Here is a 14,347-nt window from a genome sequence, read left to right on the forward strand (position 1 = left end):
CACGTCGCTTCGCTCGTGGGCTGGGCCTCCGCGAGGCGCGCCTCCGCGCCCAGCACGGTTGCGTCGCGCTGAACGTCACCAACCCAAAACCGCACCACTCACATAGGTGGCACGTCGCTTCGCTCGTGGGCTGGGCCTCCGCGAGGCGCGCCTCCGCGCCAGCTCGGCCGTTCGCTCTGACGGACTCGGCCGCGTACGCGAGCCGTCTGGTACCTCTCGGTCGCGCATGCTCGGGTAGGTAGGGACCGCTACCAGCCAGGGCGTGCGGGGGCGCCGTCGTGTACGAGCGGCGACTGCGCGAGCGTGGCACGCTACGGAGGGTGACGGGGCAGACGGTGCTGACGGTGCTGACGGGCGTGGCGATCGTCGCGCTGGCCTCCTGGGTCTCGCTGGCGACCTGCTGGGGCGGGTACTGGCGGACCGACCAACGATTGCCGTCCCGGCGCACGCCGGCCAAGTGGCCCGCGGTCGCGATCATCGTGCCCGCCAGGGACGAGGCGGCGGTGCTGCCGCTGACGCTGCCGACCCTGCTCGCCCAGGACTACCCGGGCCCGGTGACGCTGGTTCTCGTCGACGACGCGAGCACCGACAGCACCGCCGAGGTCGCCCGCGACCTCGGCGCGCGGGAGCTCGCCCGCCGGGCCGAGGCGCGCGACGCCGGCGACCCCGCCGCGCTCGGCGGCGTCGGGCTGACCGTGCTCGCGTCCACCCCACCGCCGCCTGGCTGGACCGGCAAGCTGTGGGCGCTCCAGCACGGCGTGGAGTTCGCGGGTGAGGCCGAGTTCGTGCTGCTCACCGACGCCGACATCGCGCACCGGCCGGGCTCGCTGCGCGCGCTCGTCGAGGCGGCGACGACGCACCGGCTGGACATGGTCTCCCAGATGGCCCGGCTGAACGTCGCCACCCGCTGGGAGCGGCTCGTCGTCCCGGCCTTCGTGTACTTTTTCGCGATGCTCTACCCGTTCCGCTGGTCGAACCGGCCGCGGTCGGCGATCGCGGCGGCCGCGGGCGGCTGTTCGCTCGTCCGCCGCGGGGTGCTGGTCGAGGCGGGCGGGCTCGCGGCGGTGCGCGGCGCGGTCATCGACGATGTGGCGATCGCCCGGCTGGTCAAGAAGGCCGGCGGGCGGACGTGGCTCGGCCTCGCCGACCGGGTCGACAGCGTGCGGCCCTACCCGGCGCTCGCCGACCTGTGGAACATGATCGCCCGCACCGCCTACACCCAGCTGCGCCACTCGATCGCGCTGCTCGCCGCGACCACGGTCGGCATGCTGCTGCTGTTCGCCGTGCCGGTGGCGGCGGCGGTGACCGGGCTCGCGGCCGGTGATCCGGTGCTGGCGGCGCTTGGAGCGGCCGGCTGGCTGGTGCTTGCCGGCACCTACCTGCCGATGATCCGCTACTACCGCCAGCCGCCGCCCGCGGCGCTGCTGCTTCCGCTGACGGCGATGTTCTACCTGGCGATGACTCTCGACTCGGCCCGCCGCCACCGCGCCGGCCGCGGCGCCGCCTGGAAGGGCCGTACCTACGGCGTCCCGGCCACCACCGCGGACGCGGGGCCCGCCCGTGCCATCGAGCCCGCTGTGGACCAGATCGACGCGCTGCGCCGGCTTCTGCTCCCCGAGCAGCCGCCCATCCGTGATCGGATCAGCGCTCCGGGCCAGGTCCGTGGCGCCGTGGTCGGCCAGCGCAACCCTGTCGACGAGGGCCCGGAACCCACCTCGTCGGCCACCGGCCACGACCCTCGATAGCGGCGGCGCCCGCCAGCTTGCGCAAAGGATCCGATAAGCCGGTACTTTCCAGGAAAGGCCGCGACCGGGCGCGCCCCGCCACCGTTATCCGATCGGAAACCTCACGCGCGCCGGGCGCGCGGCCGGTCACGTCCTATCCGGATGGGGGCGGCGAAACCACGTGAACGGCGATCCCGGCGATTCCCAGCAGGCCGGCCAGCCGGCGGGCTGGAACTGGCCACCGACCACCCCCGGCCCGGCCGACAGGCCGGTCGAGGGCGCCCCGCCGCAGCCCATCCACCCGCCGCCGCCCATCCATCCCCCGCAGCCGCCGCCCATCCATCCACCGGTCGTCGGCGTGGCCGCTCCCGCTCCCGCGCCAGGGCAGGTCGCGGGCCCCCCGATCGCTCCCTGGCACGCCAGCGCGCCCACGATCGCCGGCCCGCCGCCCCCGCCAGCGCCGCCCCCTCCGCCCCCTCCGCCGCCCCCGGGCGCCGCGCCGTGGGGCGGCGGGGGCGCCGCCGCACCGGTGCCCGCGCACTGGGCGCAGGTGCGGGGCCGGGTCGTGTTCGACAGCGCGTGGTGCCCGCTGCGGGAGGGGCGGACCAGTGGCTTCTCGATGATCGGCAGCCGCCAGCTGCTGCTCACCGACCTGCCGGCGGTGTACGTGCACGACACCGGCGGGTTCGGCGCCGCGGTCCTGAGCACGCTGGAACCCGCCTTCGACCCCGTCGCGACGGTCGAGCTTCACGAGGGCAGCACGCGACTCGCCGTCGACATCGCGTTCCCCGACGGGCGGACCTACCAGGCCGCGACCGTCACCCCGCTGCCGCCGGAGCTGCGCGCCGCGCTCACCGGCCTGTTCGGCCGCCTGCAGCCGGACGTGTGGTCGACGGCGTTCGTCAGCCCCTGCGCCATGTCCGTCACGCCGCACTACGAGCGGGACCCGGGCGCTGACGCCACCCTCAAGGCCGCCGCGCCCCCGGTCGCCGTGACGCCACCTCCCGTCGAGGCGACCGCCGGCGGGCTCTCCGCCGCGACCGTCAGGGGCGCCGCCGCCAAGGTCGCGGCCGCCGCCCGCGGCACGTCCGCGAGCGAGGGGCAGGCGGGTGCCCCCGCCGCTCCCGACGGGGAGCTCACCGCCTACGTCGTCGTGAAGGGCGGCCGGCTCGAGCTGCGCTCCCGCGGCCAGTCGATGATCGATTGGCCGCTGAACCGGGTCGCCGTCGAGCAGGCCGGTCCCACGAGCGCGGCGGTGCGGGGCGGTGCCGTGCTCGCCGGCCGGTTCCTCGACGGCGTGACGCTGCACCTGGCCACCCCGGAGGTGCTCGCCGCCTTCCTGACCGCCGCGCGCGCCGAGCGGCGCGAGGCCGAGCCCGCGGCCATCGGAACCTCCGCGCCGGTGTGGGCGAGTGGGCTGGGCGGCGACGCGGCACGGGGCCGGGCGGACTGCGTGCTCGGTGACACCGTGCTGGAGCTGCAGCCGCGGGAGAGCGCCACGGCGCTGACCCGCTTCGAGCTGACCGACTCCCGGCTGCGGGTGGCCGGGTCGGCGCAGCGGTTCGTCATCTTCGACCCGGAGCACGGCCCGGTGGTCGTGGAAAGCGACTCGGAGGCCTTCGGCCAGCGGGTGGGGGCCCACCCCGGGGTGCGGGCGGCGGCCGAGCGGACGCTGGCGGCCGGCCCCTACCCGGCCGAGCTGGCGGACGGCGGGCCGGTGGCCTGCGCGGTCGCGGCCGGCGCGTTGCGGGTGAAGGGCCCTGGTGCCGACCTCCGGGTGCCGTTCTCGGAGATCCAGTCCGTCGAGGGCACCGCCGACGCGGCGCGCGCCAGCCTGCGGGTGGCGGCCGCGAGCGCGGACGTCACGGTCGTCGGCCAGCTGGAGCTGGTCCGCGCGCTGCACACGGACATCGTCGCCGGCAACTACGCCACCGAGGACCCGCGCCACCTTCCCGACATGCTGCGGGCGGCGGCGGGCCTCGAGGACGACTACTTCCTCTACACGATCTTCGGTCCGTTCTACGAGCTGCACGCCGCCCTGCTCGGCGACGCGGCCGCGGGTGACCTGGCCGCCCCGGTGGCGCTGCCGGCGGACGACGAGGGCCAGCTGCGCACCGCCGCGGCGCTGTCGGAGGGCCTCGACGAGCTGCGGCGCCACCTCGACCAGGTCGGCTCGGTTCTGCCCGCCTTCATCCGTCACCGTGACGCGCTGCTGCTGGCGCCGGCCACCGGCGGACGGGCGGAGCCGGAGTGGCTGAAGGCCCAGGAGACCCGGCTGCGGGCGGCGCTCGCCCCCGCGCAGCGCGCGGCGGCCGAGACCGGGGCGCTGTCGGCGCAGGTGCAGCGCCTGATGGACCTCGACCCGTCCGCGCTGCCGAAGGCCAACTACGCGGGCGCCGCGGTCGCGCTTGGAGCGGCACTGCTGAACCCGGTGTTCCTGGTTTCGGGCGCCACCCAGGCGTTCAACCAGTACAACCAGCGGGCGCAGCGGTCGGCTCAGATGAGCGCGCAGGCGGTGAGCGGCTGGGCGAGCGCCCTCGACCGGTGGAACACGCTGGTCGCCACCACGGTCCCGGTGCTCGGCTATGTGCTGACCGAGAACCTGTTCGCCTTGCGCTGGGAGACCGCCCGTCGGCTCGCCGATGAGCTGCGGCACGCGGCACCGGCGACGCGTGGGGCCGCGATGGGTGGGGTCGCCCGCCGGCTCGCCCGTCTCGACGTGCTGCGTCGCTATCCGGCGGGCACTGGCATCCGGCTCACCCGTGGCGAGATCGCGCACCATCTTCGTGCCGCGCGCGACTCGGTCAGCACCCCCCGGTTCGTCGACTTCTGATTCCCACAGTGACTCCGGAACAATGGCCGTCGGGTATGCGAAGGAAGAGCATGTTCGCGCACCCTTCGGCCCTGTGCTCATCGGTACTACGGCCACCGGGTCCGCGAAGGAAGAGCATATTCGCGCACCCTTTGGCCTCCTGCTCAGCCGCGAGGGAGCCGTGATGTCCATCTTCACGAGCCAGTTCGACCAGGCCCGGGTCTATACGGGCCTCTACACCGGCCGGCCCGACGACACGACCTGGCGAACGCCCCGGGGGGCCGCCACCGGCGGCGGAGGGCTCCTCGCCGGCGGGGTGGTCGCGGCCCTGGCGGCGGGCGGGGTCGTCGCCGGCCTCGCCGCGGCGGCCGCCGTCGACGCGTTCTTCGACGGCGACGCGGGCGCGGGCGCCCATCACGACGCGCACGCCGATCCCCACCCGGACGGCCACCCGGACGGCCACCCGGACGGCCACCCGGACGGCCACGCGGACGCCCACCCGGACGGCCACGCGGACGCCATGGCCAAGGCGCACGCCGGCCCGGAGAACGCGGCGGCCCATGAGGCGGGCGACACCGGGTCCCAGGGCGTCGACGGCGCGGATGCTCACGGCGCGGACACTCACGGCGCGGATGCTCACGGAGCGAACGCCCAGGAAGCGAACGCTCACGGGCATGCCGACGCCTGGGGCGCTGGCTGGGGAGACGGCTGGGACGACGGCTGGGACGCGGAGTCCAGTCACCGGCTGGCCGCCGGCGGTCACGCCGGGGCCACGGCGGCCGGCCACGAGACCGACATCCTCGGGAGAACGGCCGGCTCGCAGGCCCATCAGCTCTTCACCGAGACGACCGCGGCCGACGCGGACCACGACAGCCAGGACAAGGCCGGGCCCGGCCCGGCGACGAGCCACACCGACCCGGGGCACCTCCACGCGGATGGCACCGAAAGCCCCCACACGGATGGCACCGAGGGCCCGGACGGCTCCGGCTCCGGTTACGACGGTTCTGGCTACGACACCTACAACGCCGCCGATCACGTCCACACCGGCCACGAGGATGCCTGGGCGCACGAGGCGAGCCACACCGACGGCGGGTTCGGCGGCGACGGCGACTTCTCGTCCTTCCACGACGCCAGCTCCTGACGCCTGTCGCCGGACGCCGAAGATCTCAGGCGTCCTGTCAGACATCAGGGCCACGTAACGATGCTGGTCGTGCCCCTGATGTCTGACGCGATTTCCCGCGACGCCGGACAGGTGGGCGTAGGGCCTCATGCGTGCGCGGGGCGAACGTCGCCGGACGAGGGGACACCCGTCGCCTTCGACTGATCTAGTGCCCTGGCTCGTCTCGTGACGGCGTATCAGCGGGCTGGCGCGAAGCGCTAGCCCTGGGCGAGGGCGCTCAGCAGGGTGCGGGTGCGCCGCTCCTCGGCGGTGTCGGGAGCGGCGAAAACGTTGGCCACGAAGTCGGTCGTACCGGCGGCCGCGAGATCGGCGATCCGTGCCGAGACGGTGTCCTCGTCGCCGATGATCGCGACGTCCGCGGGCCCGGCGGCGCCCTCCCTGTCGAGCATCGCCCGGTAGGACGGCAGATTGCCGTAGATCGCGAAGATCTTGCCGGCCTGGGCGTGGGCGGTGGCCGGGTCGTCGGTGACGCAGACCGGCAGGGAGGCGACCACCCGGGGCTCGGGCCGGCCGGCCGCCGCGGCCGCCGTCCCGATCGTCGGCACGATGTGATCACGTATGGTCGCGGGCCCCGTCATCCACAGCACGGTGCCGTCGGCGTGCGCGCCCGCCAGCCGCAGCATCGCCGGCCCGAGGGCCGCGACCAGCACGGGCACCCGCCCGAGCCGGGGCGTCGAGAGCCCAGCCGCGGCCCGCAGCGTCTCGCCCTTCACGTCCACGGGCTTGCCCTCGAGCAGCGGCACGAGCACCGACAGGTACTCCGACATGTGGCGCGCCGGTCGCTCGAAGCTGTAGCCCAGCATGTCCTCGATCACGACCTTGTGTGACAGGCCGATGCCGAGGGTGAGCCGGCCGCCGGCCGCCAGCGCCGTCGTCAACGCCTGCTGCGCGAGCGCGACCGGATGCCGCGGGTACGTCGGCACCACCGCCGTGCCCACCTCGATCCCGGGCACCTGGCTGCCGACGACGGCCAGCGCCGTCAGCGCGTCCAGGCCGAAGATGTTCGACATCCAGGCCGACGCGAGCCCGTCGTCGGCGGCGCGGGCCAGCGCGTCGCGCAGCTTCGCGAACGCGTCCGACCCCTCCGGGCTCGATAGCAGGGTCCCGATGCGCATGGCGACTCCGATCGTCCGGCCCGCGCAGGCGCGAGCAAGCTACGCCGGGACGCGAGCGGTGTTGTGGCGCGGTGAGCGGCGCCTGCCACTATCGCGGACCGGTCCGCGCGCCGCCACGGTGCCCAGGCCCGGCCGCACCGGCCAACTGTGAGCTGTCTCACGTCCCGAGGGCTCGGGGATGAGCCTTCCGCCAGCGCGATCAGGAATCGCGCCTTGTCGGCCGGGTCACGGCCGCCCTGGCCTCCTGAGCCCCGGGGCGCGAACGTCGACGCGGCGGCCAACCACCGAGTCGATCGTCGAGGGAGCCGATCGTCGAGGGAAAGGACTCAAAGGCGAGCAGGTCGTGAGCCGTGCCCGACGGACCTGCGAGGATCGGGGCATGCACGTTCCAGCGGCCGGCACGGTGAACCCGTCCGCGGCACCGGCTTCCGAGCATCTGTTCGCCCGCGCCGGGCGGGTCATCCCAGGTGGCGTCAACTCCCCGGTCCGAGCGTTCCGGGCGGTCGGGGGCGTGCCGCGGTTCATGGTGTCCGGCAAGGGCGCCTACCTGACGGACGCGGACGGCCGGCGCTACGTCGACCTGGTCTGCTCCTGGGGGCCGATGATCCTCGGCCACGCGCATCCGGACGTCGTCGACGCGCTGCACCGGGCCGCCGCCGGCGGCACCAGCTTCGGCACCCCGACCCCGGGTGAGGTCGAGCTCGCCGAGACGCTCGTCGACCGGGTGGCGCCGTTGGCACAGGTCCGCCTCGTCAACTCCGGCACCGAGGCGACGATGAGCGCGATCCGGCTGGCCCGCGGGTTCACCGGCCGGCCGAAGATCGTGAAGTTCGCCGGCTGCTACCACGGCCACGTCGACTCCCTGCTGGCCGCCGCGGGCTCGGGCATCGCCACCCTCGGGCTGCCCGACACCCCCGGGGTGACCGGCGCGGCCACCGCCGACACCATCGTCCTGCCCTACAACGACCTGGCCCTGGTCGAGGCCGCCTTCTCCGAGCACGGCGACGCGATCGCGGCGGTCATCACCGAGGCCGTGGCGGCGAACATGGGCGTCGTCCCGCCCCTGCCCGGCTTCAACGCCGGCCTTCGCCGGCTGTGCGACCAGTACGGGGCACTGTTCATCTTCGACGAGGTCATGACCGGCTTCCGGGTCTCCCGCGCCGGCTGGTGGGGCCTGGAAGGCGCCACCGAGGGCTGGGCCCCCGACCTGTTCACCTTCGGCAAGGTCATGGGCGGCGGGCTGCCCGCCGCCGCCTTCGGCGGCCGCGCCGAGGTGATGGCCCGGCTGGCGCCGGCCGGCCCCGTCTACCAGGCCGGCACCCTGTCCGGCAACCCGCTGGCCGTCGCCGCGGGGCTGGCCACGTTGCGCTCCTGCACGGACGAGGTCTACGCCACCGTCGACGCCCGCGCCGCCGACGTCGCCGGCATCATCTCCACCGCCCTGACCGAGGCCGGCGTCGCGCACCTGCCCGCCAGCGCCGGCAACCTGTTCAGCTTCTTCTTCACCGACGCGGCCGCCGTCATCGACTACGCGGGCGCCGCCGCCCAGCACACCGCCCGTTACGCCGCCTTCTTCCACAGCATGCTCGACGCCGGCATCTACCTGCCTCCGTCCGCCTTCGAGGCCTGGTTCGTCTCCGCCGCGCATGACGACGAGGCCGTCAACCGCCTCGCCGACGCGGCCCCGGCCGCCGCCCGCGCCGCCGCGGCGGTCGCCGACCCGCCGGTCGCCGCCGGCGCGAGCGAGGCGGGGGCGCCGTGAGCGAGGCGGTGGAGCGGACGCCGGATGCCGAGACCGAGAGCACGGCCCGGCAGGGCGGCGAGAGCGCCGGTACTGGTGCCGTTGCTGGTTCTGTCACCGGTGCCGGTGCCGGTGCCGGTGCCGGTGYCGGTGTCGGTGTCGGTGCCGGTGCCGGTGTCGGTGTCGGTGGTGTTGGTGCTGGTGCTGGCCTTGGCGACGCTGTTGCCGTGGCCGACGCGTCGCCCAGGGCGGCCGGTGAGCCGGGGACGACGACCGTCCACCTGGTGCGTCACGGCGAGGTCTTCAACCCCGAGAAGATCCTCTACGGCCGGCTGCCGAACTACCGGCTCTCCGAGACGGGGGAGCAGCAGGCGAAGGTCACCGCGGAGTTCCTCGCCGGCTTCGACGTCGCGGCCGTCATCGCGAGCCCGCTGTTGCGTGCCCAGCAGACCGCCGCGCCGATCGCCGCCGCCCACCGGCTGGCCGTGATCACCGACCACCGGCTGATCGAGAGCCGCAACTTCTTCGAGGGCAGGGCGTTCGAGGCGAGCCCCCGCCTGCTGCGGGACCCGAAGATGTGGTCGGTGCTGCGCAACCCGCTGCGCCCATCCTGGGGCGAGCCCTACACCGAGATCGCCGAGCGGATGCTGCGCGCCGCCGCCGAGTGGCGCGACACCTTCCCCGGCCGGCACGTCGTACTGGTCAGCCACCAGCTGCCCGTCTGGACCGCCCGTCGGGCACTCGAGGGCCTGCGCCTCTTCCACCGCCCCGACCGCCGCCAGTGCGCCCTGGCCAGCGTCACCTCCGCCGTCTACGCCGCCGACGGCGCCCTGCTGCGCGTCGACTACGCAGAACCCAACGGCCCCACCTCGACCGGCGCCGGCTCCGTCGGCGCCTGACGCTTCCGACCACCGACGACCGACGACCGACGGTCCGGCCGTCGAACAGTCACGGAGTGCGGCGGCACCAGGCGGATTTCTGTGATCTTGCCGCTGGGCCGGGTCAGCTCCACAGGGTGGCGATCGGGGCGGCGGTGATGTTGGTGCCGAGGGGGTAGGTGCGTTTGCCGGTGTGGAGGACGAGACCGGCGACGAACCGGTCGTCGAGTTCGTCGCGGAGCCAGGCGAGGTGGCGGCCGGCGTCGCGGTTGGGTGCGGCGTCGGCTTTGACCTCGAGGGCGATGACGCGTCCGCCGCCGAGTTCGATGAGGATGTCGATCTCGTGGCGGCCGCCTTCCTGACGGAGGTGGTAAAGGCGTGGGCGGCTGACGCTGACCGGGATGTCGGTGCGCAACTGGGCGACGACGAAGGTGTCGAGGATGCGGCCGAGAAGGTCGCCGTCGCGCAGGACGGCGCGGACGTCGACGCGCAGCGCGGCGCCGATGAGGCCGGGGTCGGTGACGTACCGCTTGGGGACCTGGACCAGTCGCTTGAGGCGGTTGGTCCACCAGGAGGGCAGACTGTCGACGACGAGCAGGTTCTTGAACAGGCTTTCGTAGGCGTCGGCGGTCTTGGCATTGATTCTGGCTGCTTCAAACACGGTCTTGTTGGTGACGATGCCAGCGGAGTTCAGTGCCAGAGCCTCGAAGAATCGGCGTAGGCGGTTAGGGTCGCGGGACTCGCCGAGGAGTTCGACGTCGCGGGTGAGAAGCTGGTCGAGGTAGCTTTCGAGCCACTCCTCGCGGCGAGTGGGTGAGAGGCGCAGCGCGGGCTCGGGGAAGCCGCTGCGCAATGCCAGTTCGAGGTAACCGGGCAGGTCCGGCGGGTCAGTCGGCGTAGGCAGCGCATCCAGACCGCTCTCGGCGATCCGGTCGACAAACGTCGGCCCGTCGATCTGGCCGTCGATTTCGCGCATGGACAGGCCGGTCATCGCGATCCGGACCAGACGGCCGGTGCCGGGCCAGCTCTCGGCCTGCAGGTCGGCGCGCACGGAGCCGGCGACCAGGAACCGGCCGGGCGTGGGGCTGACGTCCACGGTTCGTTTGATCGCGCCCAGCACACCCGGAACGGCCTGCCACTCGTCGAGCAGCACAGGCTCGGGGAACTGGCGCAGCGCCGCGTCGGGATCCGCCGCGAAGGCGACCGCCTCGGCGGGTTCGTCGAGGCGGATCACGGTCCGCGCATGCCGCGCCGCCGTGGTGGTCTTGCCTGTCGCCCGCGGCCCGACGATCAGCACGGCCGGCAGCTCGGAGAGCATCTCGCTGATCCGAGCATCCACCAGCCGAGGCAGATAGGACCTGTCCACAACCACCTCGGATTCTCCATGCGGCAACCGGACTACCACGCTCACGCATCTATGGATGCCAGTCAGCCACAGTCCAGACTACCATTCTGCTRCATCTGCCAGTCCCTGCCTGCTGCACGCGAATCCAAGGGCGGTTGCCCCAGATCGTGACCACCAGAGGGCACAACCGATGATCTTGTTGGTGTCGCGTCGAGGGCTCGACCACGGGGCGCTGCGTTCGGGTGGCGTCCCGTGCCGATCTTGGCGTCCGGACGCTCGGCGGTCCGATGATTCCTCTCTTGGCTCTGGACAGGGAGCCGTCCTGCCTTGAACGAGGAGGAAGCATGCGGGTGGAGCTGGACGGGCGCGTGGCGCTGGTCACCGGGGCGTCGCGGGGGATCGGGCTCGCCATCGCGCGGGCGCTCGCCCAGAACGGTGCGCGGGTGATGCTGACCGCCCGCAAGCCGCCCGTGCTGGCGGAAGCGGCCGCGGAGATCTCCGGCGGCCTCGCGGACGTCGACGGGGCCGGCGAGGTGGCGGTGTTCGCGGCCCACGCTGGTAGCCCGGAGGGGGCCGAGGCCGCGGTGGCCGCGACGGTCGAGCGGTTCGGCGGGCTCGACATCCTGGTCAACAACGCCGCGACCAACCCGTACGCCGGCCCGCTGATCGACATCGACCTGCCGAGGCTGGACAAGACCATCGAGGTCAACGTGCGCGGCCCGCTGGTCTGGACGCAGGCGGCCTGGCGGGCGCGGCTGCGCGAGCACGGCGGTACGGTGCTGAACATCGCCTCCATCGGAGGGCTGAAGCACGGCGGGCCGCTCGGCGCCTACGACATGACGAAGGCGGCGCTGATCTACCAGACGCGCCATCTGGCGACCGAGCTGGGACCCGGCGTGCGCGTCAACGCGATCGCGCCAGGCCTGGTCCAGACCGACTTCGCCCGCTATCTGTGGACGGGGGCCGGCCCTGAGGCCGACTACGGCTGGGCGCTGGGCCGTATCGGCCAGCCTCCCGACGTCGCGTCGGCCGCCCTGTTCCTGGTCAGCGACGCGGCCTCCTGGATCACCGGCGAGGTTCTGGTAGTAGACGGCGGGAGCCTCCTGGGCCCCCGGCTCGCCCCGACCCCGCCACCCACGGCCGCCGGCTGAGCCTGGCCGGGAGAGACGGACGGGGCGGCGGTGTCGCCGGGGTGGCGAGGGCACGTCCAACGTTCAAGGCCGGCGGCCTGAGGTCCGAGGTCCGAGGTCTGATGGCAGAGGGCAGCCGTCCGTAGTCAGAGGTCGGCAGTCAGCTGTCCGCGGTCAGGGCAGCATGTCCTCGATGAGGTCGGCGGCTCGGATCGTGCCGCCCTCGGCCCGGGTCTCGGCGCGAAGCAGTGCGGCGCGGCGGGCGACCTCCGCGTCGGCGACGAGGCTGGTCAGAGCGTCGCGCAGGGCGTCGGGGGTGGCGTCCGCCGTGTCCAGCCGGCGCGCCACCCCGAGCTCCACGAGACGGTCGGCGTTGGCGAACTGGTCGACGGCCTGTGGGACGGCGATCATAGGGGTACCGGTGTAGAGCCCCTCGCTGCTGCCGCCCATCCCGGCATGGGTGACGAACGCGTCGGCATGCTCCAGGATCGCGAGCTGYGGCACCCAGGAATGCACCTCGATGTTGGCCGGGATGGCGCCGAGTTCGCTGGGGTCGGTGTACTTCCCGATCTGGAGGACGACGTGCCAGCCGGGCAGGTCGCCGTAGGCGGCGAGACAGCGACGGTAGAACTCCGGCTGGCGGGTGTAGGCCGAGCCCAGGGAGATGAGCAGCAGGTTCTCGGCGTCATCGGGGCGTACCCATCCGTCCTGGTCCGCCCGGGTGCCGAAGCAGGGGCCGATGAACGTCACGGTGTCGGTGTCGACCCGGTCCGCGTGGGGCTGCATCGCCCTGGGGATGAGCGCCAGCGCGCGCGGGGGACGTCCGGAGAACGTGTCGACGTCCGTCGTGGTCGCCCCGCAGGTCGCGAGCCACGTGGCGAACCTGGCCCGAAACGCGTCGGCGCCGGGCAGGCTCCAGAGATCCGCCGTCTCCCTTTCATAGCCGTCCCAGGCCACGAACGTCGGCGACAGTTGCAGGACGGGCCGGCCCTGGGCCTCGCCGAGCGCACGTGCGGCGTAGCCACCGATGTCGTACAGGTAGAGATCGGCGGGGTCGTGGCCGTAGGCGGCGCGCAGCCGCGGGAGCACCGCGATGGCGTCGTCGAGGAAGACACCCATCGCGGCGATGGGGTCGTCCGGCCAGTCGTTGTCGGCGACGGGCAGCCCCGATGAGAACGGGACAAGCTCGGCTCCGGTGGCCGTGATCAGGTCGGCCATGGCCGGGTCGTTCGCGTAGGTCACCCGATGGCCGCGGGCGACCAGCTCGCGGATGATCTCAAGGCTGGGAAGGACGTGGCTGACGGCGGGAACGCCGACCATCGCGACGTGGGAACGCCGACGAGACATAGGAGTTCACTCGATTCATATCTGCGGCGAACAAGGACACGGCGAACCAGTGGATCGCTGCTCGCGACGGCCAGGGTCTGCCGTGGAGCACGCCCACAGGCGCGCGGGACGGGGACGCGGCCCCGTCCGTGTCAGCCGTAGATCTGAAGGAGGTGCACACCCGAATTCTAGACGCCGCCAGCCTGCGTCACCGTGGTCGAAATCGGAGACGGCTTCCCACGGCCGACCTGTCGCTCGTCTGGGGTTTTCCGCCCGTGTGCGTGCCCCGCCCGGCCGTGAGCGACGACGAGGCCTGTCTCAGGAACGTGCGGATCAGATCGGGGCGAATTCGGGTCAGCCTGGGGTGATGGGTGGGAGCAGGCCGCGTTCGAGGGCGACGGTGACGGCGTGGGTGCGGTCGTCGACCTGGAGCTTGGCGAAGACGCGCACCAGGTGGGTCTTCACGGTGGCCTCGCCGATGAACAGCTCGCGGGCGATCTCGGCGTTGGTGCCGCCGCGGGCGACCGCCGCGAGCACCTGGGTCTCGCGGCGGGTCAGGGTGACCGGCTCGGGCGCGCGCAGCCGGGAGGCCAGCCGGGCGGCGACGGGCGGGGCGAGCACGGTCTCGCCGCGGGCCGCCGCGCGGATCGCCTCGGCGAGCGTGTCGAGCGGGGCGTCCTTGAGCAGGTAGCCGGCGGCGCCGGCCGCGACGGCACGGACGATGTCGGCGTCGCTGTCGTAGGTGGTCAGCACGAGCACGGCGACGCCGGGCTGGCTCACACCGATCCGCTCGATGGCCGCGACGCCGTCCAGCCGCGGCATCCGCAGGTCCATCAGCACGACGTCGGGCAGCAGTTCGGCGGTCCGGGCGACGGCCTGCTCGCCGTCGGCGGCGGTGCCGACGACGCGCAGGCCGGGCTGGCTGGCGAGCATCCCGACCAGCCCCGACCGCACCACCGGGTGGTCGTCGGCGACCAGGACCCCGATCGTCGCCCGTTCCCCGTCCGTGGCCTGTTCCCCGCCTGTCACTCGTTCCCTGTCCGTCGCTCGTTCCCCGGCTGTCGCTCGCTCCCCGTCGGCCGTCACGATGTCCGCC

10 protein-coding genes are annotated in these 14,347 nt (G+C 73.6%); 6 read left to right on the plus strand and 4 right to left on the minus strand.

Features of this window, described 5'->3' with window-relative positions:
- The first annotated feature begins 278 nt into the window (after positions 1-278).
- The 3 genes from BL253_RS15500 to BL253_RS42285 all read left to right on the plus strand — a co-directional run bounded on the left by BL253_RS15500 (position 279) and on the right by BL253_RS42285 (position 5,677).
- The gene (locus tag BL253_RS15500) at positions 279-1,745 is read left to right on the plus strand and encodes a glycosyltransferase (RefSeq protein WP_241834824.1); all 1,467 of its coding nucleotides are present in this window, start codon (positions 279-281) and stop codon (positions 1,743-1,745) included.
- A 160-nt stretch (positions 1,746-1,905) separates the two neighbouring features.
- Positions 1,906-4,557, plus strand: a complete 2,652-nt coding sequence (locus BL253_RS15505) for a hypothetical protein (RefSeq protein ID WP_274535211.1) — start codon at positions 1,906-1,908, stop codon at positions 4,555-4,557.
- A gap of 163 nt (positions 4,558-4,720) precedes the next feature.
- Positions 4,721-5,677, plus strand: a complete 957-nt coding sequence (locus BL253_RS42285) for a hypothetical protein (protein ID WP_076817572.1) — start codon at positions 4,721-4,723, stop codon at positions 5,675-5,677.
- A 236-nt stretch (positions 5,678-5,913) separates the two neighbouring features.
- On the opposite strand, the gene BL253_RS15515 is transcribed toward BL253_RS42285, so the two are convergent.
- Entirely contained in the window at positions 5,914-6,831 is a 918-nt protein-coding gene (locus tag BL253_RS15515) for an LLM class F420-dependent oxidoreductase (RefSeq protein ID WP_076817574.1), read from the minus strand.
- A 379-nt stretch (positions 6,832-7,210) separates the two neighbouring features.
- On the opposite strand from BL253_RS15515, the gene hemL reads away from it, so the two are divergent.
- Complete coding sequence (gene hemL / locus BL253_RS15520; RefSeq protein WP_076817576.1) at positions 7,211-8,593, plus strand: glutamate-1-semialdehyde 2,1-aminomutase; 1,383 nt, start codon at positions 7,211-7,213, stop codon at positions 8,591-8,593.
- Positions 8,594-8,799: 206 nt separating this feature from the next.
- Complete coding sequence (locus BL253_RS15525; protein ID WP_076817578.1) at positions 8,800-9,471, plus strand: histidine phosphatase family protein; 672 nt, start codon at positions 8,800-8,802, stop codon at positions 9,469-9,471.
- A 103-nt stretch (positions 9,472-9,574) separates the two neighbouring features.
- Here the strand turns inward: BL253_RS15525 and BL253_RS15530 are convergent, their stop codons facing one another.
- Positions 9,575-10,822, minus strand: a complete 1,248-nt coding sequence (locus BL253_RS15530) for an ATP-binding protein (RefSeq protein ID WP_241834825.1) — start codon at positions 10,820-10,822, stop codon at positions 9,575-9,577.
- A gap of 317 nt (positions 10,823-11,139) precedes the next feature.
- On the opposite strand from BL253_RS15530, the gene BL253_RS15535 reads away from it, so the two are divergent.
- On the plus strand, positions 11,140-11,946 hold the full coding sequence (locus tag BL253_RS15535) for an SDR family oxidoreductase (RefSeq protein ID WP_076817580.1): 807 nt from the start codon (positions 11,140-11,142) through the stop codon (positions 11,944-11,946).
- 153 nt (positions 11,947-12,099) lie between these two features.
- Here the strand turns inward: BL253_RS15535 and BL253_RS15540 are convergent, their stop codons facing one another.
- Together BL253_RS15540 and BL253_RS15545 are read right to left on the minus strand one after the other, a co-directional pair.
- A complete protein-coding gene (locus BL253_RS15540; RefSeq protein WP_076817581.1) occupies positions 12,100-13,272 on the minus strand; it encodes a macrolide family glycosyltransferase in 1,173 nt (390 codons plus the stop codon).
- 333 nt (positions 13,273-13,605) lie between these two features.
- Positions 13,606-14,337: a response regulator gene (locus BL253_RS15545; RefSeq protein ID WP_476644111.1), complete on the minus strand. Its 732-nt coding sequence runs from the start codon at positions 14,335-14,337 to the stop codon at positions 13,606-13,608.
- Positions 14,338-14,347: the final 10 nt, after the last annotated feature.

Source organism: Pseudofrankia asymbiotica, from assembly GCF_001983105.1.
Taxonomy (GTDB): domain Bacteria; phylum Actinomycetota; class Actinomycetes; order Frankiales; family Frankiaceae; genus Pseudofrankia; species Pseudofrankia asymbiotica.

Coding starts and splice junctions, on each gene's coding strand:
- BL253_RS42285 (WP_076817572.1), top strand. CDS start 4,721: ATGTCCATCTTCACGAGCCAGTTCGACCAGGCCCGGGTCTATACGGGC.
- BL253_RS15535 (WP_076817580.1), top strand. CDS start 11,140: ATGCGGGTGGAGCTGGACGGGCGCGTGGCGCTGGTCACCGGGGCGTCG.
- BL253_RS15515 (WP_076817574.1), bottom strand. CDS start 6,831: ATGCGCATCGGGACCCTGCTATCGAGCCCGGAGGGGTCGGACGCGTTC.
- hemL (WP_076817576.1), top strand. CDS start 7,211: ATGCACGTTCCAGCGGCCGGCACGGTGAACCCGTCCGCGGCACCGGCT.